The organism is Kordiimonas aestuarii, from assembly GCF_025574465.1.
GTDB lineage: Bacteria > Pseudomonadota > Alphaproteobacteria > Sphingomonadales > Kordiimonadaceae > Kordiimonas > Kordiimonas aestuarii.
Genome location: NZ_JAOBPP010000021.1, coordinates 1,062,909 through 1,086,280, shown reverse-complemented (window position 1 = coordinate 1,086,280; position 23,372 = coordinate 1,062,909). Strand labels below are relative to the sequence as shown.

The window sequence follows — 23,372 nt, the reverse complement described above, 5'->3', positions numbered from 1 at the left end:
AGGTGCTGGGTGCAGGTTTAACCTGCCATGGCCTTCGATTTTTCGGTTTCCACTGTACTACGTACTGCCTTGAGCGCGGAGCCCGCAATAAAGGCCTCTGTCATCAGGCGCGCTTCGTCGTCTGTATGCTGCGTGAGCGGATGTTTGCAGAAGTATGCCGACGGCCCTTCGATGACTCCTGCATGGCCCCGGTCTAGCGCAACCTTGGCACAGCGGATTGTATCGATGGCAACACCAGCAGAATTCGGCGAGTCCTCAACAGAAAGTCGTAGCTCAAGGTTCATCGGTACATCGCCAAAAAGCCTGCCTTCCATACGAATGAAGCATACTTTGTTGTCATTCTGCCAAGCGACATAGTCGCTGGGGCCAACGTGAATATTTTCATCTTCCATCCGATGAGCCGATACAGATTGCACAGCCTCGGTCTTGGAAATCTTCTTTGATTCCAATCGCTCAAGGTTTTTCATGTTCAGGAAATCCGTATTGCCGCCGGTGTTGAGCTGATAGGTGCGGTCAACCGCCACTCCCCGCTTGGCAAAAAGGTCGGTCAGGATGCGGTGAACAATCGTCGCGCCGAGTTGGGACTTGATGTCATCACCGATAATCGGAACACCTGCCGTCTTAAAGCGTTCCGCCCAAACCGGGTTGCTGGCAATGAAGACCGGAATATTGTTGATAAAGGCAACACCGGCTTCAAGTGCGCATTCGGCATAGAATTCCGTCGCCTTCTGGCTGCCCACGGGCAAATAGTTCATCAGGACATCCACGTTGGCGTCCCGAAGGATCTTGACCACGTCCGCCTGACTTGGTTCCGGCGCCTCAAGCGGAAGGAAGGTGCGGTGCTCCGGATGCGCTGCCATATGGTCCGAGTACCCGTCGAGGATACGACCCATCGTCACGTCGACCCCCATATGGGGAATATCTTTGTGAAACACCTTGGTGCAATTCGGTGCGCTGAAAATAGCCTCGGAGACATCCTTGCCGACCTTGCGGCGGTCGATGTCGAAGGCTGCGACAACGCGGATGTCGGAGGGGCGGTATCCGCCCAGGTCTGCGTGCATCAGGCCGGACGCGTCGGTGTGCTGACCCTCACCATAAAAGTGGATACCTTGAATAAGCGAACATGCGCAGTTTCCAAGGCCTATGATGGCGACGTTGATGGTGTTGTTATCTGAGCTCATATAATATCTCCAAGCCAAAATTACATGCTTGAAAGATCAAACGGAGCCACCAGCCGCACACCTCCAGTCGAGGTGATTTTTTTTGTAACAAACACGATATGGATTGCGACAACGCTGCTTTTATATACTCTTGGGTCATGCTTGATCGGGTAAAAAACAAACAGAAGGCGCAAGAAGGGCAGCGGGTGTCCGATGTTTCGGGCTCGGAACACACTACCTTTGACGAGCTGTTTCAAAAGCGTCGAGCGGCGCTAGTGCGCTTTGTCGATTCCAAGATACACAATCAAGCTGAAGCCGAAGAAATCGTGCAAGAAGTGTTCATAAAATTTCGCGCGGCATATGATCCGGCTCAGGTCGCGGCACCCGAAGCACTGCTGGCCAGAATCGCCTCCAATCTGGTTATTGACCGGGTCCGGGGAGCGAGAGCGCGGGCGACGCGAGAGGAAAACTGGGGCAAGATACATATCGAGGGCGCGGACGAATGTTCAGCCAAGGACGCCAGCCTCGACCCGGCGCGTGCATTGGCCGCCAAGCAGGATGTTCAGGCTGCGCTTCAGGTCTTGGAGGCCTTGCCGTCCAAAACAAGACAGATATTTCTCCTCCACCGGTTTGAAGGATTGAGCCACGCGGAAGTGGCGGCACGCACAGGTATACCCAAAAGCACCATTGAGAAACATATGATCCGCGCTATCAAGGCGCTGGCGCCGCTGCGGCAACGCGAATAAAACACGGCCTGAGTGGAGGCGAAAGTCGGCCCATTCCGTTACTAGGTCAGGACAAAAGAGTAAATTAAATGGACGAAAAGAAATCAGACACACTATCGGAGAAGCTTCTTGCGGAAGCTGCCGAATGGCATGTTCGCATGACCAGCGATACCGTGTCTGATTCTGATATTGAACGTCATATGGACTGGTTACTGGGCAACCCGCTACATGCAGATGCTTATGAGATTGTTGCGTCAACGGTTCGTGACGCCACAGACTTCGAGCCGCAAGCACGTGTACGGTTTGCAGACGATTTTGCCGGCGGGATAGACAGGCAGACACCTGCTTCCTTCCTTCACAAGCTGCTTCCAAAGTGGGAATGGCCGCAGGTTGCTACTGCCCTTGCCGTCGCCGCGGCAGTGGCCTTTATCTCGGTCTTGCCGCTCACATCCTTTTATGACGCACCGGAAGCGGAGCATATATATTCAGCCGATGCGCGCGCCGTGAAACAGATAAAACTTGCGGATGGTTCCCGGGTCTCGCTGATGCCGGGTGCAACGATCTCCTCACGCATGCTGGCTGATAAGCGTGAAGTGTCGCTCAAGGGCGGACGTGCTTTTTTTGAGGTGGTGTCAGACAAGTCAAAACCCTTCTACGTTGACACGGGCCAGCGCCTGGTACGCGTTGTGGGAACCCGCTTTGAGGTCTACGCGGCAGCCGACTTCGACCGGGTGGCTGTCAATGAAGGGCTGGTGTCGGTAAGCGATAAACGCGCTGCTGCTGAAGGCACGCCGCGTGCCGGCATCATGATCGAACCCGGTATGGTTGCCCTGTATCAGGATGGCAAGGAAGACCCTCAAATATCCATGAAAAGCCCGGATCAGGTTGGCGCGTGGGCCAGCGGCGTGCTGGTTTTCTCCGACAGCCGCCTGGGTGAGGTCATGCAGGAGATACATCAACTGCATCCGGAAAAGCCGATTGCCCTTGACCCCTCGCTTGCCGACAGGACCTATTCCGGCACCATTGCCATTGCAGATGCTGAAACCATGCTCCGACACCTGACCAACCTGCTTTCCCTGACACTGACGGTGACCGACAGTGAATTTATCGTTACGGCAAGGTAGGGGGCCGGGCCGGTGGGGGAATGGGTGCCTTTATGGCAATCTGTGCTGACAGTCGTCGCGCTAAGCTGCTCCGCAACCGCTCACGCAGATTTTCAGACCTATGAAATAGCACCGCAACCTCTTGAACCTGCCCTGATCGAATTTGCCAGAAAAGCGCATATGTCGATTGACTATTCCGGCGTTCACCTCAAAGGGGTTTTTTCGTCCGGCACCTCGGGGCAACTATCGAAAAGCGCGGCTCTCAGAATGCTCTTAAGGGACACCGGGTTTGGATTTAAAATCCTGGACGAGAGCTCGGGAAAAATCTTTAAACTGCCTATAACAAGCATGGATGCGGTGGCGCCAGCACCTGAAAGTCAAATAGCGCAAGGTGGGGCAGAGCCTGTCATTGAGGATCTTGTTGTTACGGCAGCGAAACGACCTTCCGCCAATTTTCGCCTTCCGGTCAGTGTGTCGGCGGTTTCGTCCACTACTATTGACGACCTGGGAGCCTATGATTTCCAGTCCCTTTCCGTTCACCTGGCAGGCGTGACAACCACCAACCTTGGGCCTGGACGCAACAAGATTTTTGTTCGCGGCCTATCGGATGGACCGTTTGCGGACCGTACGCAGTCTATGGTCGGCGTCTATATCGATGAGGCTCCCATCAATTTCAACGACACCAACCCGGATATCCGGCTGTTCGATGTGGACAGGATTGAATTGATACGCGGGCCACAGGGCACACTGTACGGCGCCGGCTCGCTTGGCGGTATTTACCGCGTCATCACCAATAAACCTGACCTGACCGATACTTTTCTGAAAACACGCGCGGCTTTTGCCCTGACCCATGGAGGCGGGCCAACCAAGCAGCTGGACGCGGTCTTCAATACACCGATCGTGGAGGACCGGCTTGCCTTCCGGCTGACTACCTATACTGACGTCAGAGGCGGCTACATCGATAATATCGAGCCTGCCCGCCAGAATATAAACGATTTGCAGATCTATGGTGTCCGCCCGGCTTTACGCTGGCGGTTGAGCGACGATTGGACTGTTGACAGCACGGTAACCTTGCAGTCCATCGACTATGAGGATTCTCAATACTATACAGCAGGCCTTGGCCGCGACCGGCGGGTTGGTCTTGTTCAGGAGCCGTATGTAGATAATTTTATCAATGCCGGTCTGACCATCCGCGGTGAATTGGGGGCCGCCGTGCTCACCAGCGCAAACACCTATGTCGACCGGGACATTCATGAAACGGCAGACGCCAGCAAGGGATTACCATTTCTCGACGAACTGGAGGGCCTCCAGGACGGAACACTGCCGCCAAGTAATCTGGACCATTTTTTTGGGGCTGAGGATTTTCTGGATAACTTCCAGCAGGATGCTATCGCTTATTTCACCCGCGACAATATTCAGGCGTTCAGCCATGAAACGCGCCTGCAATCCAAAGCGGGCACATCGTTTGAATGGTTGCTGGGCGGATTCTTCCTGCACCGCCAGCAAAAGATGAATAGCGTGCTTGCACTAGCTTTTGATGATGAGGAAGCCTTGGTGGCTTTAACTCAAAGGCGTATCGAGACCACTTCCGATATTGCGCTCTTCGGCGAAGCGACCTACTGGTTCGGTGACCGGTTCAGCCTGACTGCTGGCGTGCGTTATTCTCACAACATCCTGAAACTTGATTATATGTCGAATTTCGTACTCGATGAAGATACCCAGTTGATTGAGGGCTCCAAAACCACGGACAAGCTCATCCCCAAAGTTGCCGCCCGCTATCAGTGGTCCGACGATGTGCAGACCTACATGCAGGTTTCCACCGGCTATCGCGTCGGGGGGCTCAATATCAACACGCCGCTGGAGGCCCTTGTGGCGGCCGACCCGGATGAAACATTGCCGACCGATGTGGCCGCAGACTTTCAGAGTGACACCCTGATCAACTTTGAAATTGGTGCCAAGACCTATTGGTTTGATCGTCGGTTATCACTGAATGTATCTGCCTTTTACGTGGAATGGTACGATATCCAGTCTGACCAGATCAGTGCTGCAGGTTTCCCCTATGTCACCAATGTCGGGCATGCCAGGAACCTGGGGCACGAGATCGAGTTTGCCGCCTTTCCGCTCGCAGGCCTTGAAATCAGGGGCTCCTTTTTCTGGAACGACTCCGAACTGTTGGAGGACAATGCATATCTAGGCATTAAAGCAGGGGACCATCTGCCAGCCATAGCGGAAAACTCGGCAAGCGTGGCAGCGCTCTATGAATTTCCGCTCAATGCCTCTCTCTATGCGACAATCAGCGCCGACTATTCTTACATCGGTAAGTCCGCCTTGACCTTTGATGAGGATCATTCGCCTGCGATGGGGCAATACGGCATTCTCAATGCAAGAGTTGTCATCTCGCACGAGCGATGGCGCGCGGGTCTGTATGGCCAGAACCTTACAGACACAAGAGCGAACACTTTCTCGTACGGCAACAGCTTCACGCTCGGCAAAAGCGATCAGATCACACCTCCGCGCCCCCGCACGCTCGGGATCTTCCTCGAGTATGTATTTTAAGCCCACTCCCCAAATGGCGCCTTGTACCTTTCTGTCTGGAGGCGCGGACGCTATCACTCCGTTTCTTTTAACAAAGGGCTGAGCACGGAGTGAGCGATGAAAGATATATTTCTGAGGGGGGTTATGCTGACTGCCGGGACCATGAGTTTTGTTGTTCCCGCAAGCGCATCAGAGTCTACCGGTTCAGCTGCAGCCGCACTCAGTGCGGTCAGCGAGGCAAACGAGCTCCTGACGGAAGACGATTTAAAGCGGCGCGGCTGGCGGATACGCCTCGGTGCCGCGCTGGGAACCGTCCCGGATTACGTCGGCGCGCAGGAGCACCGGCTCAAGCTTCTTCCGGTGGTCGATATCCGGTACGGAGAAAGATGGCACCTGAATTTCAACAGCCTGTCCTATTCGGCGCTGTCCAGCGGGGCATGGCAATTCGGTCCCATGGTGAAATACAAGGCTGGCCGGAAGGAAAGCCGAAGCGCTGTTCTTCAGGGGCTCGGCGACATTGATCCGTCTCTACAATTGGGAGCTTTCCTGAAATACCGGACCGACCGTATGCTGTTTCGCGCCGAATATCGCCATGCCCTCAAAGAAGAACAGGGAGACAGCATACGCCTCACCCTCGGGCATGCCCTGTTTAAGGCTGGCGATTTTGTTCTCGCTGGTGCGCTTCGAGGTAAGTGGATGTCCAACTCCGCGATGCAGACCCATTTTGGCATAACCCCGGAACAAGCTGCAGCTTCCGAAAGAGGCCTCCCGGCCTACGCCGCCCAGAGAGGCGTATCAGAGGTGTCGGCAGACATTTTTGGTCGCTATGAATTGGCTGAAGGTTATCGCCTGGTTGGCCTTGTGAGTTACACGCGGCTCCTCGGTAACGCCGCCGACAGTCCCCTAGCGTCAGGCGATTTCGGTAGTACCCGCCAGATAAAAGCCGGCATAGGCTTCACCGTAGACTTTTAGCCTCCGCTAGCGCCGCATCCGGCGCGGCCGTTCTTTCTTCGCTTCGAGAGTGATGTCTTCATAAATCATTGTACCGGATACGACATCCGTATTGCCTGCCTGCGAGATTTCAAGGCGATAGTTCACCTGGTCCCGGCTACGTTCAATCGTGCTCAGCGTCCCGGCCATCATTCGCTCAATACCGTTCAGGTGATCTTTCAAAACAAACTTTTCGATCGGCGTTGTGGTTTCTATCTCGCCCCGCACAATGGCAACATCACTTGTGGCAACAAGCATCCATGTGCCTGTGCGCACCAGTTCAAGCTTGACGTTATCAAAACGCATATGTGTGCCGTCCGGACCTACCAGAACCAGAACGGCTGCGACGGTATCGTCCGGACGCGTGAAAACATGGAGGAAAGGCATGGTATGGTCCGCAGCACCACCGGTGCGAAACGCCGGTATAGAACTGAACCGCTGCCAGCGCACCAGACTTTCGCTCAGGTCCCTGTCCTGCACGATGTGCAAGGCATATCCGACGCCGTGGCCCAGTTCCCGCCACTGGTCGGCATGCCCCTTGCCGCCGATCTCCGGCCCAGCACGCCACCGTCCAAGGGCGTACGCGGCTGGCGCCACCAGGGTGACTTCCGGCAGCCCGTTCGCTGCGTCAGAGTGAATAATGGGAATGGACCTCAATTCGCTTTTAAAAGCAATGTCAACCTCCGCCGCGGTATTATTGAGACGAAGGAGATATTCCGGCCGCCTGCCCGACAACTCATGTTGATAGATATTAAGGGCGTCGGCACTGCCGTCATAATGCCATCCCGACCGTTTTCGCCCGTTCTTGATAATGATTTGTTTGCCAAAGCCGTCCGTACCCTGCGGCGGCTTGAGGGTGGAGATCATCAGGCCATGATGTTTGCTAAGAGGAAAACTCGTGATCAAAAACTCACTTGCCGAATACGCGCCGCTCTCGAACAGAAACTGGGCTTCCCAGAACTCGCTGTAATTGCTGTTCTCCCTTAATTGGGGCGCTGAAATGGCGTCCTTGGCTCTGCTCGTACCGCTATTGAGGATTGTGAGGACGAGCAAGAAAAGGCGTACTGAGGTTTGCAATGGTTTCTCCTGTTTACGGAGAAGACGTTGCACGTTGCCTGCAACCTCCACATCAGGCGCAGTGATTTCACATCTGGATCTGCGCCGCGGGGCAAAATAGAGTCGGCCTGCTTCAGTTTTACCCTGTAAGGCGTCTACAAATCCGGGGGCTATTCACATAGCGCTCTGGCAAATCAAGCCGTGCCATACAAAACTCCTTATTGTGGGGCCTTGAACCACAATAAGCGCGGTAAAAACAATCCCTTGAATTGGATTCACACCCTGGTTCGCATTACACAAATTGTATAGGAACAATAAAGTTGGTTCAGAATACCGATACTCTAACAATAAAGTTGGTTCATGGAAAATGACATCACAGTATGGTGTGCGGGAGACCGCCGGACTTTGGTCACTGGTTCAGGATATTTCACGGGCGAGTAATTTTAGGAAGGGTTTGCACCATTCTGAGGCGCATCAAATCGAGGCGTTTCTATAAGAATATTGTTAAAAAAGAAATTTTATTTCCTTCCGAATTAAGTGACTACCTGCCTGCTAAGCGTCAACAGTGTTCCACCATCATCGCCCTTCCCAAAGTCGAACGTGACAAGCGCTGCCAAGAAAACGCACATTGCCAAGCGTGATGGCATTGTTCTCAAGGAAGAGTACCGGTCCGCCAAGATCAGCTATCTGACGGCAGTCCTCTATGAAACAATAATATTCTTCGCTGTAAAGCTCATGATTTCCGGCAACCGCTATGATCGGGATGCCGAGATCGTCGGCATAAGAACGCGCATAATCGATGATCAGCGGGTTGCCGTCGAGACCGCTCCGGCCCTTGGCAATGTCGCCAGCCAGCACGAGTACGTCGGCGTCTTCAAGGCCTTCATAGGAAGGTCTCGGGCCGCCGAACTCAAAGTGCAGGTCGCTGCCATAGGCTATTTTCATGGTCATCGGCTCTTTGCTGGTGCATCAGTATTCTAGTGCCGATTAAATACATATGCGACCGACTATCTGAGTGAGGTCGCATTGGGGAGCACGTCAGGGGGAGCATCCTCCAAGCCGGAAATGCACACGGATGTGGACGCAATCATACGGTAGACCGACCAGCACGCATCTATGGTCCTTGCTCAAACCTAGCGAAGGAGATAGAAACTGCGGGCGCCCAGGTGCGTTTGATACATGGGTTTGACGAAGGTCATATGCGCGTAACCGGATTCCGCCACAAGGCGCTCAAGAGATTCTGGTGTATGGATGAACGATGTCGCATTCCCGACGGATGCCATGGGATTGTCCTTCTCAGGATAGAGCACGCCTTCATACCCCTGCTCCTGCAGCAGCGCTGCCTGCCAGGGCTCCAGTGTACTATTCCCCGGAAAGGCAGACGGTACATGGACCTGCGTATCAAGAATGACCGGCCCCGCTGCCCTACATTTTTTGAGCAGTGAAATCTGGTCCTGAAGCGTCAGGTGATAGAAAAGCCCAAGAACAAGGATGAGATTGAAGGGTGCCAGGTCAACGTCGCGGACATCTGCATGAACAAAACGGATCGTACCCAGTTCTGTATCATCGGGCTTACGGACGGTACGGGCGTCAAAAGCCGTTACCTCATGCCCAAGTCGGCTGGCCCAACGGGAAAAGGAGCAATGCCCCGCCCCGAGATCCGCAAGGTGCATCGGGGAAGGGAAAAATGTCCTCATCAAGTGCACAAAGATCTTGATACGCAGTATGCCGAGCTCTTCATCTTCACACTTGGTATCGATTATATCCTTACGAATAGCACTTACCTCCATCACAACCTCGCCGGACTGACCTGAAGAAGCGCCCTTGTATCAATGCAAGAGGTCTGCAAAACAAAAAATTAACTGCTTTTCCAGCTTCAGGAAACCAGAAAAATCATCCCACCAGCAGACCTAAGCCATCACCAAAGCGGGCCCTTGCTGTACTTCGGCACGCATCTGTTGAACAATCGCCGCCACCGAAGAGGCGGGCCCATCCTCAGGCACAGGCACAGCCAGAAATAGGAAGAAGTCATCATGTTCGATTAGCAGGCGACCCTCCACGAGGCGCATAAGGCGTTGCTCTAGCGCTTCAGCATTCAGAACGTGACCGGCGTGCTCCAGCACACTTGCAATCTGATGACGTTTCGCGACCCCATCACAAGCCAGACAAATCGCTGCATCCACTGGGTCCAGACGGTAGACTGCACGAGGAGCGACTTTACGGGTGTCACCGATAACCATTCCCCCCGCAGTCTCCTCAAATAAAAGCTGGGACGCGCCGGACTTCTCGTTCGCCATCCAGCCTATGACTTCCACGCGCAAAGGATCGATATAACTCGACTGATCCTCAGGTGGATCCCAATCGAAATTATAGGCAAGTTCCTCCACGAGTTCCGGTGAGACATTATAAATGAGCGAGTATACTGCGCGCGGGCGCAGGTTTGTGACACCAAAATGCTCGGCCTGCGAATAGAGCGGACTGTACCGCTGAATACGAACGTCGTTCAACCCTCTCGGCGCCGGCAAATGAGTGAGACTTGGGAGCCAATCCAACATGCGCTGGTAATATTCAGCCTTGTCAAAAGGGAAGCCATAAAGGATCGACCAACTGACACGCAGGCCGAATTCCCTTGACCATTTCAGCAGCTGAAGATTGCGAAGACCGGTAACCCCCTTGCGCATCAGGGTCAGCACCTCGTCCGCCAGGCTCTCAACTCCTGGCAAAATGGCGTTCACGCCAGCCTCATTGAGTGCACGAAGCTGGTCTTTTTTAAGGTTGGACTTCACGGAATAGAATATCTTCGGACGTACCGGCAGCGCCGCGAGTCGATCCGTGATTGTTCCAATAATCCGGTGGTCCAAAATGTCGTCCGTGGCAAAAAATTGCAGGCCGGGAAAACGATCATTGAGGTATACAAGTTCGCTATAAAGGCGTTCCGGGTTTTTGGCCCGGTAAGTGATTGAGTGGTTGAGTGAACAGAATACACAGTGTTGCTTCTGCCCCCACCAGCAGCCGCGCGACCCCTCAAAGGGGATCATTGGCGGTGTCGCGGTGTCAAGCGGCCATACCTCAAAAAAATCGTCATAATAGGGAAACGGAAGATCATCCATCTTTGGCTCAGGCGCAATACCTGGGTCCTGCAGAGGCGTGGTGCTGGAAGCACGCCAATAAAGGCCGGGAATGGAAATATTTTTCTCATCGTCAAGGATCGCCCGAACAAGCTGTGTAAAGGAAATCTCGCCTGGCCCGACGAGAACCCCGTCAAGCTCCGGATAAGCCCTGAACATGGCTTCACCCATCGGGGAGCTACAATTCGCGCCGCCCATAACGATTATGACATCCGGCATCAGTTCACGCAGCCGCCGGGCGAGTGCAATTGAAGCCATCTGCTGTTGAAAAGACGAACTGAGACCAACGATGCGGGGTGCAAGCTTGACGATACGCTGCGCGGTATCCTCAACCAGCTTGGCCGCAATCGGAATAGCCTTTTCAACCAGTTGACGTAATACCGGCACCTGTGCAGGTCGGATGCTTTCATTGGAGAGTGAGAGAAAGTCCTCAACCGATCCGACCGGGTCAACGGCACGGGAAAAAAGCCATTCACCAAGTGAGAGCTTGCCGAAGGCATTGCTGATCATGTCAAAATCTCGCTCGCCCATCGCCTTGATAAAATCGACCAATGGGTATGAGACCTGAACCGACACCTCTGCCGCACGCAAGACCTGCGCAATCATCGACAGCCCCAGAGACGGCATCCGGGACGGGCCGAACGGCATCATGACGAGGACAACATCAATCTCTGATTTAGCACGCGTCATGGCGCTAGGCGCCGCAACCAGCAAGTGTGTCATAGCAATCAAACGCCCCCATCTTCATTCGCCGAAATCAAAATGCCCACTTTAGCCGGTGCCCGCAATGTATTTCACGACTGGATACCCAACCACCAGCGGAACTATCCACCCGACCCCAATAATCCCATAAAAACACTGAATTTATTACCAATCGGGGTAGACCCCAGAGGGATACTCACTCGGCAATATCAACAAATTTCAGTACTTGCACAGCCGTCAACGAACTGCGTATTATTTAAAAATTGACTAGATTTATCGATACTCCAATTTTTCCATCGCGCGTCAAATGCATTTTGTGACGGCGACCTAAGGTTTGATATGAAATTCACGGTTTTTTGCCCTCTGTGCGGTTCTCAGGAGTTTCGGGATTTTAATGGAAGGCGTGCCGCGCGCTGCAGCAACTGTGGTGCAATGGAACGCACCCGACTGCTGTTTGGTATCCTGAACCGGGAAGGTGTGCTGAAAAAGGGAATCTCGATCCTGCACCTTGCACCCGAGCCTGGCCTAGCCAAAAGATTGCGCGACCTTGCTGGCCGCTATGTTCCTGCCGACATCAATATTGCGCAATACCAACATTTCCTCCCGGAGATACAGCAAATTGATCTGTGTTCTTTTGAACCTGAACACTTGGGCAAGTTTGACATTATCATCCATAACCACGTGCTTGAACACGTGCCCTGTGAGTTGGGGCCTGTTGTGAAAAATCTGGTCTCGATATTGAACACGGGTGGCAAAATGTATTTTTCCGTACCGCTCCGTATGTCAAGCTTAACAACGGAGGACTGGAGCCCGGAGTTATCAGATGAAGACCGTCAAAGACAGTTCGGTCAACATGATCATGTTAGGATGTTTGGTTCAGACACTCTGACCATCTTTGAAGACTGGCTTGGCCCCAAGGTCGAAGTTGTCAACAGTTCGGCGCTGTTTGCTCCTCAAGAGGTGCGCCAGATGGGTTTTCCGTTCGACCCCGCGCAGTTGTCCGGGCATTCGCTTTTTCGATATAGCAACTAGGCGCCGCTGCGGTGCTCAATACTTGAAGATCAGGCCCCGAGACAGCACAGGGTTCAGTATCAAGGATACAAGGAAAGTTTGATGACGTTTTCGGGACAGTGTTCAATTTGCGGATTCAGGGGGACCTTTGAGCCGGTCAATTCTTCCCCCCGCGATTGTTATCCATGCCCTGAATGCCGTTTCACGCTCAGATACAGGGATCAAGCGGCCGTCATTCTTGACTTTTTCGGCAATGGCGCAGTTGAATCTTTCAACAAGCTTGCCGCGCATCCATCAATGCAGGAAAAGCATATTGTCGAATTCGCCTTAGGCGGCCCTTTCATCCGCTATCTCTATCGACTTCCGCATTACCAACAGGCTTATTTCTTCGAATCCGAGGAGGAAAAGCAGGCCCAGCAGAATAAGGTTATGCATGTCGACATTATGTCCATGCCCTTCGACGACAACTCGTTGGACCTCATCATAACAAGCGACGTCCTTGAGCATGTCCCAGACGTGAGCGCTGCCTTAAACGAGAGCCGTCGCGTCCTGAAGCCGGGAGGCGTTCACGTTTTTTCGATTCCTGTGCGATATCCTATTCCCAAGGAGAATTTCATACGAGCCTGCATGCGGGAAGGCAGCATACATCATATCGCTGAGCCCCATTATCATGTGTCCGGGACGAAGGGCAAAACGCTTGTATTTACCGATTTTGGTGAAGAGATTGCGACGCTGGCGGAACAAGCCGGTCTGCGCCTGATGATCAGCCGACGCAGCGCCCCTATCGACACTTGCCTGCGCAATTACACATTCGCAGCAATAAAGACATAGAGATGCAACACCGGAAATCCAACCGCACCAAATACTAATACTGATACACTCTGACCGTTATCTGGATAGGTTCATAAGGGCAGCAATCCATGGCAAAGCACCAAACCGTAATTGGCTATATCGATGGTTTTGAAGACGGCCATATTCATGGCTGGCTCTACAGCTCGCATGGGAAAGTCGCCCCTATTATTCGCGTCAACGGCTTTCCAGCCAGAATAGTAGAGTATCCAGTACCCCGGCCAGACGTGGCAGAAGCTGTACGGATAACCCATCTGTGCGGCTTTATCGCAGAACCCATTTCCCTAGCCTTCGAAGAACTGCATGTCGAGCTGTTGGCTGTCGTGAATGATGCTGTTGTGCCCGTGGCGGTCCGCACACTCGACGGCAACTATCTCTCCAATCATCTGTATGCCCAGTTGAAAGTTGCGAAGGAAGTTGCAAGGCAGCAAGACGCCGTTGCCATAACGGTTTGGGATGGCGGCCACAATCCCATCGGCCGGGCGAAAGTGTTGTATGATATCGTTCAGGAAAAGCGCCCTGCAGTGATATTCTCGTTTCTCTTCCCAGAGTTTGGCCACCAATTATGGGAGCCGCTCCGGGAGTCGGGTGCCAATGTCGTCACAATTCCGTTTCACAAGCGTGACCAAGTCTTCCGCTACCTTGCCGAAGAAGGCGTTCGCTTTGATACGGTTTGGATTTGCAAGCCCAGAAAGCATAGCTTTGACTTGGCGCAGGCGATCAGCCATCGGGAAACAGCTTGTATTGTTGACCTTGATGACAATGAGGTTTTATTCGCCAGCTCTGATGCATCACGTCTGAAACCCTACGGTCGTTTCTCCATCAACCTGGCGGAAAACCTGCTCAGCCACATCCCGACCCGGTCGTGCGCCAGCAAATCTCTCGCCGACAAATACAAAGGCACCATTGTTCGACACGTCAGAACACCACTTGCCGAGACAGAACTCGCGCCCAAAAGCCTCGAGAACCAGCAGGAGTCGGAAAATTTCCGGCTGATCTTCTTTGGGAGCGTGAAACCTCATAAAGGCCTGATCGAACTCGCAAATGCGATAAATATTTTCAACTTCATCACAAGCAAGAAGGTCGAGCTTGTTGTGGGAGGCGAGTTCACACCGAAGGACCTGAAGACCGAGTTGGAAAGTCTGAACGTTACATGCCTTGACAAGGTGAAAGAGGGCGACCTGCCTGGGTTGTTGGCAAACTATGATGCTGTCATAACAGGCTTTCCCACACACCCGGCAAAGCGTGACATAACCGATTACCAGATCTCGTCCAAAATTGGTGACGCGCTCCGCGTAGGCCTGCCAGCGCTCGTTCCCGACACCCCGTCCGTTGCCGACCTGGACCACTTGGGCATCATCTTGTTTTCCGACTATAATTTCGTCGAGAAGCTGTGCACAGTTCTCGAGCTTCGTGAGAAAGTTGAACTGCCGCCGGAGTTTTCCACGCCCTACGCCTATGATACTTTTTTGGCCCTCGAGGGGGCCGCTCGTCAATCGCCGCGCGCAGGACAGGTTTTCCCTTATCTGATGTCACAGCTTACTGCTCAGAAGGCATCCAAGAAGAAAAAGCTGGTGTTGGTCTGGAAACAACATGATGCCGCAATGTATGGCCGACGGATCGACCAGATTGCCCGGTACTATGCCTGCACCCGCCCCGAGGTTGAAGTCTATGTCATTGAGCTATTGTCAGATGTTCAGACCCAATCCTTCCTCTCCCGAGAGGCGTCGTTCGGGAATGAAGTGGAATTGCAGAACACGATGCTGCGGCGCAAGAGCTTTGGCTATGAACAAAATAATGTCCGGTACCACACGATAGAATACAGAGATGCCAAAGCAGATATGTCGTTTTCGACCGTCTTCACAAATTTCCTCGACGCCAAGGATATTCGCCCGTCAAACAGCGTCTTCATCCTGTACCCGTTCCTGCAACAGTTCCCCCCACTGCGGGCCATTCTTGGATACTTCAAGGTACTCGTGGACATTGTCGACAACCAATCTGGCTGGCTGAGGAAATTGCACGACCAGCGTCAATATCTAAAACAGATCCATGAAATGGGGACGATCGCGGAGAAAATAATTTTGAACTCGGGAAATAACCGGGACCACCTTGTCGAGGCTGGTGCCATTCCCGAGGACAAGAGCATGGTCATTACCAATTGGTATTGGCATCCCAGCATCTCTACCACTCCTCGCGAAAAGGCAGCGCTCGAAAAACGGATTATCTATACCGGCAACATGAACGACCGGGTTAACTGGCCGCTCCTGAGCAAAATTCTGAACAATGTTTGCCGGGAGGGTGTCACCCTGCACTTGGTTGGCCCTTGTGGCAGAAAGCCGGCTCCCCTCGAACAACTCATAACGCACCCTTACTGCGTCTACCACGGTATGCTGCAGGAAGATGAGACAATTGAGCTGGCCTCAAAAGCGCATGTAGCGCTCATCTGCCACGAGAACGATGAGCTATCCAAATTCATGAACCCGCTGAAAGTATTCATGTATGAGGCAATCGGCCTGCCTTGGGTTTCTGCGCAGATTGAGGGCATCACACTGCAAAATGGGTCGTCTCATATCTGTGAAAATGACAACGACCTGATTCAACGCCTGAATACTATCCTTGAGCGGGACAAAATACAGCCAATCCCTCAGGAGGGCTCTGCCCTGCACGAAGCGAAAAAATATCGGTCAATCATTGATGAATATCTCCTCAAAGAGGAGGACAATTACTGGATTAAATTGCTCCACCTTGAAGGTACCGCACAGGTGAGCACCGAGGAGGAGCAAACGGCTGACGCCAATGGGGGATGATATCCACGAACAAATTGTCCGGCGCCGCCGCAATTGCCTTTCAATTGTCTGAGGACCTACCCGCCGTAGGAAAAGAATGATGACCAAAGCAATTGCATTGGCCGGAATGTTCAACATGAACAACTTTGGCGATCTGCTGTTTCCCGTCGTCGCCGACCATATGTTGGCCCCTCTGGGATTTTCGGTTGTGCCTGTCGCGTCCACTGCGGAAGAGCCTGCAATATTGAATGCCTTGCGGCCCATCGGGCTTGATGACTTCGAGCGGTCGATCGATCATTTTTCGGGCCTCGTGATTGGTGGCGGCCATATGATCCACACCCAGCAGATCGAGCACTTTATTGACTCACGGGAGCGCATGCCCTCGTGGACCGGCTCGGGCCTGTGGCTCGGATCATCATTTCTTGCAGCAAAAAAGAATCTGCCAATCCTGTGGAATGCCCCAGGCATGCCCCATCCTCTGCCACAAAGCCGGCACAAGCTTGCGAATTTGGCAATGCAGGCGGCCAACTATTGTAGTGTCCGCGACAAAGGTAGCGCCAACATGCTGCTACAGACCGGCTCCGGCCAAATTGAGATCGTTCCCGATACAATAGGGTTGATCGATGAAGTTTGGCTGCGAGAAAGCCTGACCGCCGATTTCCGTGCGTTCTGCCGCAGAACAGGCTTGTCAGGCGACGAGCGCCTTGTCTCTGTCCATGCGAGAGACAGATCACTGCCCAATGGCGACGCTGAGAGCCTTGCGAAGGCTGTATCTGATCTGGCCCTGAAGCTCGATTTTGTACCTGTATTGCACGGATTGGGACAGGCACATAAGGATGACGAGACAGCCCAAAAATTGGGTAGGAACATGGCTTGCCGGCATATCGTCTATGATCAGCCGGAAACACTGAGGGAAGTCGTCAGCTTGTTGGCCAACTCGGCAGCCTATATCGGTTCGTCCCTGCATGGTTACATTGTGGCGGAGGCCTATGGGCAACCGGCAGTCTTGATCGGCAAACCGGCCTACAAAAAGTTTGCCGGATATCTTGACCACTCCAAGCAATACGAAAATCTATTTGCAGATTGGGAAACTGGTTTGGCAGGGTTGGCTCCCAGGCTTGGCCAATCCCGACACGAGGGTAAAGCCGTTGTCGCCCGCCGGAACCATGAAGCTCTGAAACGGGCAATCAAGCAGCATTTCTCATGCATGACGACCCGCCTGACACAGCATGCCCCGGAGGAAAAATCCATTCCCCAAAGGGACTTCGTCGCCTGTTACGAGGAAAACTTGCAATCTGGCAACGCCACCAACTGGCTATATTCTCCAATTTATTAAGGTCTGGATTGGCCAAATATCTGCAGCTAACGTGTATGCCTCGGCGTCAGGACAACCGGGCATTTCCTGTAAAACGATAACATATCGAAGCTGAAGTGCTCGGTCGGTTCCGCAGAGGAACTGATATCAAACGTGTTCAGCAGATGCTCCAGACAGGACTGGGCAAGCGAGTAGGAAAGCTGTTTGCCGAGGCAAGCGGCAGCACCCACACCAAAGGCCAGTCCTCGCGGACTGTCGCGCCAAAGCATAAACTCATCCGGCTGGTCATATAGGCTGGCGTCGCGCATGGCTCCTTTTATATCAATCCTGTGCAAGGGCGGTTTATCTGCCGCGGACTGAGGGGCACCGCTGGATCGCCAGAGAGTTGGTATTCCAGGGTACAATCTGAGGCATTCGTCGATGAAACGCCTGACCCCACTCCGATCGTCCCTCAGCTCCAGCTGCAATTCAGGATGTTCGCCAAGGCAAAGGACCATGTCGCAGATTAGCGTGATGAGCGGGAACAGGCCCAGGGTCCACATATTATATACGCGCCACGGATGACCCGGCATGAACTCCCGCGCCTCGTATGTCTCCCGCACTATGTTCTCGACCCGTTCAACGGCAGAACTGCTGAGACTAATGTATTTTGCCGCGGCCTGATCGGCCTCGTGAAAACGCTGCAGACCCGTCCCCTCGACCAAAAGGTCAAAGACATCCAGTTTTGACTTAAAAAGTTCCTGGCTGGCCTCGAACGCAATTCCAAGCGGGGCGGCATGGATGAGAGCTGCAACAGGCAGTGCCACGGTCGACGAGATGTCGACCGTCTGCTCGCTATCCATAGGCAACAGCTGACCCAGGAGAGGCAGCAGTCTGTCGTCAGCAACTGGCTGTGCGCCAACGACAAGAGCCATCAGTGCTCGACGCAAAAACAAACGCTCCTGCACGACATCAAGATCACCAAGATCATCGATATCGCAGGGCAGCAATGTCGCGAACTTTACAAGACTGTCGAGCGGGCTATACGCGCGGGATGAGACACGTTCGACCATGTCTCGCAAAGGGCGGTATGGAAGGCTGTCGCCATTCTTCAAGTTCATGACCGCGTCGGCATAAGAACAGTGCCGTTGTTGCGAAAAACTTGAAGGGCTCATGGAAAGGATTACCACCGTGAAATTGAGGTATTCAGGCACCCTTTACTCTAATCAACTCTTGTTATTGAAAGCCAGTTTTTTTAGAGTTCATTTCTTGGGTTTTCGAACATCAACTGTCAGTGCCGATGTCCGGCGGATTCACAGAGAAAAACAAAAAACGAGCGCTAAATGAGCGGTACCCCATCCAAAACCGGAAGGCTGGCTTTTCTTGAGCGATTTTTCGGTTTGGTGACCGCGAACCATGATCAATTGGCAGTATGCAATCTCGATAGCCGCTTTCAGACTGACAATGAGCCGGGCTCCAACCTGACCTATGCAATGCTGGCCCGTAATTCCTGCGATTATGCACAAGTTTTGGCGGCCAACGCGGCGCCGGGGAGTATTGCCCTCCTAGCCGAGCAGGACCACACAGTTTTCACTGTCAGCCTTATCGCCTGCTGGATTGCCGGCATAGTTCCCGTCCCTTGTCCCGCCCCCGACAGTGATTTGCACCGTGCACGGCTCAAGAGCATAATCGCAGCCGTAAACCCATCGCTGGTGCTGTCCAGTATCGGTTTTCAACAGCATATTGGCGACGTTGAGACACTCACCCATGAAATAGGCCTATCCGAAGAGGCACCCGAGTTCATGCCCCGCATGGTCGAGGAGCGCGCCGACGACACGTCTTTGGAGCTTGCCGTGGTGCAATTTTCTTCAGGGTCGACGTCCAGCCCCAAGGGTATTTCCATCACGTTTGATAATATCACATCCGGCGTGGAAGAAATTATCCTTGGCGCAATTCACACCAGCGAAAAAGTGGCACTCGTCAACTGGCTGCCGCTTTTTCATGATATGGGATTGATTGGGTCTCTGATGACCCCTCTCATGAGTGGCGGCACATGCTATGGTGCATCGCCAAAACATTTTATTCAGCGGCCACAGGCCTGGCTTGCCGCCATGAGCCGGGTTCGCGCGACAGCCGCGACCCTGCCGAACTTTGGCGTCGAAATTCTAAACCGCAAGCTAGGCAGTAGTGATATCTCGGAGCTGGACCTTTCCAGCCTTACCGATATTTTCTGTGGCGCCGAGCCCATATCAGCCCACAGCATGTCGACACTCATTGCTCACCTCGAACCCCACGGACTGAGACGCTCCGCATTTCGCCCCTGCTTTGGTATGGCGGAAGGCACCCTGATGATCAGTGTTTCAAGGAAGGGCCAGCCTCCATCCACCATGCCCGCCGCAGTCATGAGGGAACTCGGCATGAATATGCCGGTGGTAAACTGCGGCCCGCCCGTAGCGCCCGGGCTAGTCAAAATACTTGGAGAGGGAGCTGAATTCCTGTCCGATTACGGCGTTGGCGAAATATGCATTGCGGGCAGGCATGTCTCGCCGGGCCTTGTCCGGGCGGGCAACCCCCAACAATTGGTGCCACATGCATCAATTGTCGATAGTGACGGTCAGACATATTTGAGGACAAGCGATATAGGCTATATGGACGGTTCCGGACTTTTCATACTTGATCGCCAGTCAAACATGATCAGCGTCAATGCCCAGAATATAGGCCTGGCCGATATTGAGCGAACAATGGAGCATTGGTTCCAGCAGGAACTGGACGCGCTGGGATACAAGTCACGCCGCATCATTTCCTGCCTGATCATAAATTTTGGGAACGCAACCGCCCTGGACCTCCTTCTCGTCGCGGAAGGGCTCAGGAACATTCTGCCCCCCGACGAGCTATCTGCTTTACGCACGCGCGCCGAACGCTATCTGGCGGGTTATTTCGGGATCAGGATATCCATGGATCTGGAGGTCACCAAATCGCTGCCACGAACCTCCAGCGGCAAATTGGGCAGGGGTGAGGCTGCGCACTGGTATCAAGCCAATAAAATTCACTAATTCAGGAAAAAAAATGGGAAAATCACAAGTCGAAATTGAAGGTTGGATTCAAAAATATATTCGGTCAGTACTGGAAACGGGCTCCGATGCCTTACCAACCGACACTGACTGGACTGATCTGGGATTGGACTCGGTGGAGCTCGTTATCATGGCCGGCGTGCTGGAGGATGACTTCGACATCGCGGTAGATCCACATATACTTATCGAATATTCGACCATCAGCACGTTTTCGCAGTACTTGTCCGACGCCCTAAATCAAAAAACCTGAGATGCCGTCACTGTCGATAAATAACCCGCGCCTTAGCGTCATTGTCATCTCATACAATATGGCTCGGGAGTTGCCCCGCACACTCCATAGCCTGTCCGCAGGCTATCAACTTGGCATCGCACCCTCGGACATAGAGATTATTTCAATAGACAACGGATCACGTGACGCGCCAGCTGCCCTGCCCCCGATCGCAGAGCTTCGCCACCTGCGATCGAACAATCCGCGGCCATCGCCGGTTCATGCAATCAATGAGGGACTCGTTATGGCCCAGGGCGACCTTGTTGGTGTGTGGATCGATGGGGCCCGCATGGCATCACCAGGCGTTCTTGCCGGTGCCCTGTCAGCTGCAAGACAGTACAGAAACCCAGTGATTGTCACACCAAACTATCAATTGGGAACAGCCCACCACGCCGCGCAAAAGTCAGCAGCCTATTCCAGCGAAGTGGAAGACGCTTTACTAGGCTCAATAAATTGGCCTGATGACGGTTACAGGCTCTTTGATATCGCAACGTCTGAAATGCGGTCGCCGTCCGGTCCGCTCCTTGAGAGCAATGGCATATTCATGAGGAAATCGACCTGGATAAGGCTTGGCGGCTATGACGAAGCATTTGATGAACCCGGCGGAGGCTATGCCAATCCGGATCTATTGCGCCGGGCTGTTGACCTGCCGGACACGGAACTGGTGAAGTTGGTGGATGAAGGCACGTTCCACCAGTGCCACGGAGGCATCAGTACCAGCACAGAGGAAGGATTAATCAGCCTATTGAAACAGGCAGGCGTTAAATACCGGCACCTGCGGGGCAAGCCTGCGGGCATGGTCCGGCAACCCGGGATCATACTGAAAAAAGATAAATATCTGCCGCCACCATCCTAACTCTCGACGAGAGAGCGGAAAACATCCAGCAACTGGCCACTCGCATACAAATGATTGAGGATCAGATGGTCGGCGACACCCTCGACATATATCGACCGCGCATTTTTGCACCCGTCCAGCAAGCGCGCTTGCGACACGTCCCGTGCATAGTCTGCACCAAGATAGTTGATGAGCGACGTTTGAGGGTTGTCCGTCAACAGGCGCAGCACATTGGTGCCCACGTTGTCTCCCATTCGTGACGCCAAGGCCCGCAAAAATTCCGGATTCCAGAGAGAAGGTTTGGTGTCTGAATAATAAGTATCCGCATCAATAATTGAGCCAAAACCCAACACGGTCGGCACCTTCAACAAGAGCGCCATCTCCAGCGCAAGCCCAACTCGCCCCGATACTCCGACAACCATGCTTGCACCTGCCAAGCTGCAGCCGAGATACTCCTCAATATCGTGGCGGTGCTGCTCCAGGAGTGTAGAGATTGTTTGATTTCCCTGGACTGTCGTGTGCAGGTTAAAATACACGACCGTATAGTCCAAATCCTGTAACGCGGCGTCAATAACATACTGGGGCAGGAGCGACGCCTTGACGCCCGAAACCCAGAGAACAACCGGCCTCCCCGCAGAGCCTTTCCGCACTTGTACATCACGACCGAAATTGACTGCCGCACGCTCTTCGCTTTTCCAGTCCCCCACAGATTTTTGGGTCAGAATCTGACGCAAGGGTCCAGCCATGGCTTCCGTCGCTGACGGCAGCTCCTCACTCAACAGTTTCAAAGTTGTCCCGACATCGCCATTCAGCAAATGTGCGATGGCCGTATAAAAAAGGAGCGGGGGTTTCATCGCGGCAGGAATGGCGCTCAGAAGCCGAACCATTTCCGAACGCTGCTGATCAGGCATGGCCACACGCACAGCATGATCCATCAATCTGAAATCCAGCTTGCCTGCTTCCAGCGCCCTGATGGTATGCGCCAGTGCAAGTTCAGTCAGGCCCAACCGGCGCAACAAGGCAATGACCCGGCCCAGATACAGGGGGCGCAAATCTGTTCTATTTAGCAGTTCGTCTGCAAGGTCTCGTGCCCTTCCCTTGTCTCCCACCACGTAATAAAGATCCGCAAGGATCATCAGCACCTCATCGCTTTCGTGCCCACCACGCTGCAAACGAACAAGAACATCAATCGCCTCGTCAACTCGTGCGGCCTCAGCCAACGCGGTCGCCAGCCGCAGGGAGTATTTGGGGTCTGCCGCGAGCGCGGCGATACGGCCAAGTAAGTCAATTCCACAGCCAAGCCGTGCCCTAAGGATCGCATCAAAGAAATTTCTCTTCTCTATCGCCGGCATATCGGCGCTCTGCGTGGCGTCCACGCATTGGAAGAGTAGTTGTGAACCTGTGGTGTTGAAAAAGTCTGGCTTGGTCTCCAACATCGTCGATACCCTTGGCACCGCCCAACGGATGGCGGAGGGCGTTTGGACGAGGCTTGCCAGCACACTGACTGCGTCAGAAAAATCACCACGTGCGATATGCAGGTCCGCCTTCGTCAGTGTCAGGCCAACAGACTGCGGAGAAATGGCCAACGCACCCTCCAGCCCCGCACGCGCGAGATCATAATCTCCGTTCTGGATCTGCCGCTGGATAATATCCCGATCAAACGAAATCGCCGTATCGCTCACTTGTTTCCCCACATCTAAAAATCCCGTTGGTCTTGAAAGTTTTTTTGCTTAACCTGCTATGGAATAGGCCAAAATCCTGATCGTCGCGGCGCGGCGACTCATGCCCTTGGTCACGTCATTCCGCAAAGGATACTTCATCGTGCCGAAAAAAAAACAACTGGCAATACATAAATTCAA

Annotated in this window: 18 protein-coding genes; 11 read left to right on the top strand and 7 right to left on the bottom strand. The window is 53.4% G+C overall.

What is annotated here, in order from left to right; genetic code table 11:
- Nucleotides 1-17: 17 nt before the first annotated feature.
- Nucleotides 18-1,181, bottom strand: coding sequence for an inositol-3-phosphate synthase (locus OEU85_RS17525; RefSeq protein ID WP_262692827.1), 1,164 nt, complete (start codon nt 1,179-1,181; stop codon nt 18-20).
- A gap of 185 nt (nt 1,182-1,366) precedes the next feature.
- On the opposite strand from OEU85_RS17525, the gene OEU85_RS17520 reads away from it, so the two are divergent.
- The 4 genes from OEU85_RS17520 to OEU85_RS17505 all read left to right on the top strand — a co-directional run bounded on the left by OEU85_RS17520 (nt 1,367) and on the right by OEU85_RS17505 (nt 6,495).
- Nucleotides 1,367-1,906 (top strand): RNA polymerase sigma factor, encoded by a 540-nt coding sequence (locus OEU85_RS17520; protein WP_262692826.1) that lies wholly within the window; start codon nt 1,367-1,369, stop codon nt 1,904-1,906.
- Between the two features lie 68 nt (nt 1,907-1,974).
- Complete coding sequence (locus tag OEU85_RS17515; RefSeq protein ID WP_262692825.1) at nt 1,975-3,009, top strand: FecR family protein; 1,035 nt, start codon at nt 1,975-1,977, stop codon at nt 3,007-3,009.
- A gap of 24 nt (nt 3,010-3,033) precedes the next feature.
- Entirely contained in the window at nt 3,034-5,544 is a 2,511-nt protein-coding gene (locus OEU85_RS17510) for a TonB-dependent receptor (RefSeq protein ID WP_262692824.1), read from the top strand.
- A gap of 96 nt (nt 5,545-5,640) precedes the next feature.
- Nucleotides 5,641-6,495 (top strand): MipA/OmpV family protein, encoded by an 855-nt coding sequence (locus tag OEU85_RS17505; RefSeq protein WP_262692823.1) that lies wholly within the window; start codon nt 5,641-5,643, stop codon nt 6,493-6,495.
- Between the two features lie 6 nt (nt 6,496-6,501).
- On the opposite strand, the gene OEU85_RS17500 is transcribed toward OEU85_RS17505, so the two are convergent.
- The 4 genes from OEU85_RS17500 to OEU85_RS17485 form a co-directional block, all read right to left on the bottom strand.
- Nucleotides 6,502-7,590: a hypothetical protein gene (locus tag OEU85_RS17500; RefSeq protein WP_262692822.1), complete on the bottom strand. Its 1,089-nt coding sequence runs from the start codon at nt 7,588-7,590 to the stop codon at nt 6,502-6,504.
- Between the two features lie 555 nt (nt 7,591-8,145).
- Nucleotides 8,146-8,514 carry a metallophosphoesterase gene (locus tag OEU85_RS17495; RefSeq protein WP_262692821.1) on the bottom strand — a complete coding sequence of 123 codons (369 nt, stop codon included), beginning with the start codon at nt 8,512-8,514 and terminating at the stop codon, nt 8,146-8,148.
- Between the two features lie 188 nt (nt 8,515-8,702).
- Nucleotides 8,703-9,359, bottom strand: a complete 657-nt coding sequence (locus OEU85_RS17490; protein ID WP_262692820.1) for a class I SAM-dependent methyltransferase — start codon at nt 9,357-9,359, stop codon at nt 8,703-8,705.
- Between the two features lie 120 nt (nt 9,360-9,479).
- Nucleotides 9,480-11,420, bottom strand: a complete 1,941-nt coding sequence (locus OEU85_RS17485) for a RiPP maturation radical SAM C-methyltransferase (RefSeq protein WP_262692819.1) — start codon at nt 11,418-11,420, stop codon at nt 9,480-9,482.
- Nucleotides 11,421-11,738: 318 nt separating this feature from the next.
- Here OEU85_RS17485 and OEU85_RS17480 point away from each other — a divergent pair, with 318 nt between their 5' ends.
- From OEU85_RS17480 to OEU85_RS17465, 4 genes are all read left to right on the top strand, one after another.
- Nucleotides 11,739-12,431: a class I SAM-dependent methyltransferase gene (locus OEU85_RS17480; protein ID WP_262692818.1), complete on the top strand. Its 693-nt coding sequence runs from the start codon at nt 11,739-11,741 to the stop codon at nt 12,429-12,431.
- A gap of 81 nt (nt 12,432-12,512) precedes the next feature.
- Nucleotides 12,513-13,241: a class I SAM-dependent methyltransferase gene (locus tag OEU85_RS17475; RefSeq protein ID WP_262692817.1), complete on the top strand. Its 729-nt coding sequence runs from the start codon at nt 12,513-12,515 to the stop codon at nt 13,239-13,241.
- Nucleotides 13,242-13,330: 89 nt separating this feature from the next.
- Nucleotides 13,331-16,066 (top strand): glycosyltransferase family protein, encoded by a 2,736-nt coding sequence (locus tag OEU85_RS17470; protein WP_262692816.1) that lies wholly within the window; start codon nt 13,331-13,333, stop codon nt 16,064-16,066.
- A gap of 76 nt (nt 16,067-16,142) precedes the next feature.
- A complete protein-coding gene (locus OEU85_RS17465) occupies nt 16,143-17,381 on the top strand; it encodes a polysaccharide pyruvyl transferase family protein (protein WP_262692815.1) in 1,239 nt (412 codons plus the stop codon).
- A gap of 26 nt (nt 17,382-17,407) precedes the next feature.
- Here the strand turns inward: OEU85_RS17465 and OEU85_RS17460 are convergent, their stop codons facing one another.
- A complete protein-coding gene (locus OEU85_RS17460; protein ID WP_262692814.1) occupies nt 17,408-18,553 on the bottom strand; it encodes a cytochrome P450 in 1,146 nt (381 codons plus the stop codon).
- A gap of 129 nt (nt 18,554-18,682) precedes the next feature.
- On the opposite strand from OEU85_RS17460, the gene OEU85_RS17455 reads away from it, so the two are divergent.
- From OEU85_RS17455 to OEU85_RS17445, 3 genes are read left to right on the top strand one after another with little or no spacing between them, the layout of a single operon-like run.
- Nucleotides 18,683-20,392 carry an AMP-binding protein gene (locus OEU85_RS17455; protein ID WP_262692813.1) on the top strand — a complete coding sequence of 570 codons (1,710 nt, stop codon included), beginning with the start codon at nt 18,683-18,685 and terminating at the stop codon, nt 20,390-20,392.
- 13 nt (nt 20,393-20,405) lie between these two features.
- Nucleotides 20,406-20,660 carry an acyl carrier protein gene (locus OEU85_RS17450; protein WP_262692812.1) on the top strand — a complete coding sequence of 85 codons (255 nt, stop codon included), beginning with the start codon at nt 20,406-20,408 and terminating at the stop codon, nt 20,658-20,660.
- A gap of 1 nt (nt 20,661) precedes the next feature.
- A complete protein-coding gene (locus OEU85_RS17445) occupies nt 20,662-21,534 on the top strand; it encodes a glycosyltransferase family 2 protein (protein ID WP_262692811.1) in 873 nt (290 codons plus the stop codon).
- Here OEU85_RS17445 and OEU85_RS17440 read toward each other — a convergent pair.
- Complete coding sequence (locus OEU85_RS17440; RefSeq protein ID WP_262692810.1) at nt 21,531-23,195, bottom strand: tetratricopeptide repeat protein; 1,665 nt, start codon at nt 23,193-23,195, stop codon at nt 21,531-21,533. The genes OEU85_RS17445 and OEU85_RS17440 overlap by 4 nt on opposite strands.
- Nucleotides 23,196-23,372 lie beyond the last annotated feature (177 nt).

Excerpts from the sequence above, each read along its gene's own strand:
- OEU85_RS17480 (WP_262692818.1), top strand. The coding sequence starts at position 11,739 with ATGAAATTCACGGTTTTTTGCCCTCTGTGCGGTTCTCAGGAGTTTCGG.
- OEU85_RS17450 (WP_262692812.1), top strand. The coding sequence starts at position 20,406 with ATGGGAAAATCACAAGTCGAAATTGAAGGTTGGATTCAAAAATATATT.
- OEU85_RS17515 (WP_262692825.1), top strand. The coding sequence starts at position 1,975 with ATGGACGAAAAGAAATCAGACACACTATCGGAGAAGCTTCTTGCGGAA.
- OEU85_RS17495 (WP_262692821.1), bottom strand. The coding sequence starts at position 8,514 with ATGAAAATAGCCTATGGCAGCGACCTGCACTTTGAGTTCGGCGGCCCG.
- OEU85_RS17465 (WP_262692815.1), top strand. The coding sequence starts at position 16,143 with ATGATGACCAAAGCAATTGCATTGGCCGGAATGTTCAACATGAACAAC.
- OEU85_RS17525 (WP_262692827.1), bottom strand. The coding sequence starts at position 1,181 with ATGAGCTCAGATAACAACACCATCAACGTCGCCATCATAGGCCTTGGA.
- OEU85_RS17445 (WP_262692811.1), top strand. The coding sequence starts at position 20,662 with ATGCCGTCACTGTCGATAAATAACCCGCGCCTTAGCGTCATTGTCATC.
- OEU85_RS17485 (WP_262692819.1), bottom strand. The coding sequence starts at position 11,420 with ATGACACACTTGCTGGTTGCGGCGCCTAGCGCCATGACGCGTGCTAAA.
- OEU85_RS17470 (WP_262692816.1), top strand. The coding sequence starts at position 13,331 with ATGGCAAAGCACCAAACCGTAATTGGCTATATCGATGGTTTTGAAGAC.
- OEU85_RS17505 (WP_262692823.1), top strand. The coding sequence starts at position 5,641 with ATGAAAGATATATTTCTGAGGGGGGTTATGCTGACTGCCGGGACCATG.
- OEU85_RS17475 (WP_262692817.1), top strand. The coding sequence starts at position 12,513 with ATGACGTTTTCGGGACAGTGTTCAATTTGCGGATTCAGGGGGACCTTT.
- OEU85_RS17455 (WP_262692813.1), top strand. The coding sequence starts at position 18,683 with ATGAGCGGTACCCCATCCAAAACCGGAAGGCTGGCTTTTCTTGAGCGA.
- OEU85_RS17490 (WP_262692820.1), bottom strand. The coding sequence starts at position 9,359 with ATGGAGGTAAGTGCTATTCGTAAGGATATAATCGATACCAAGTGTGAA.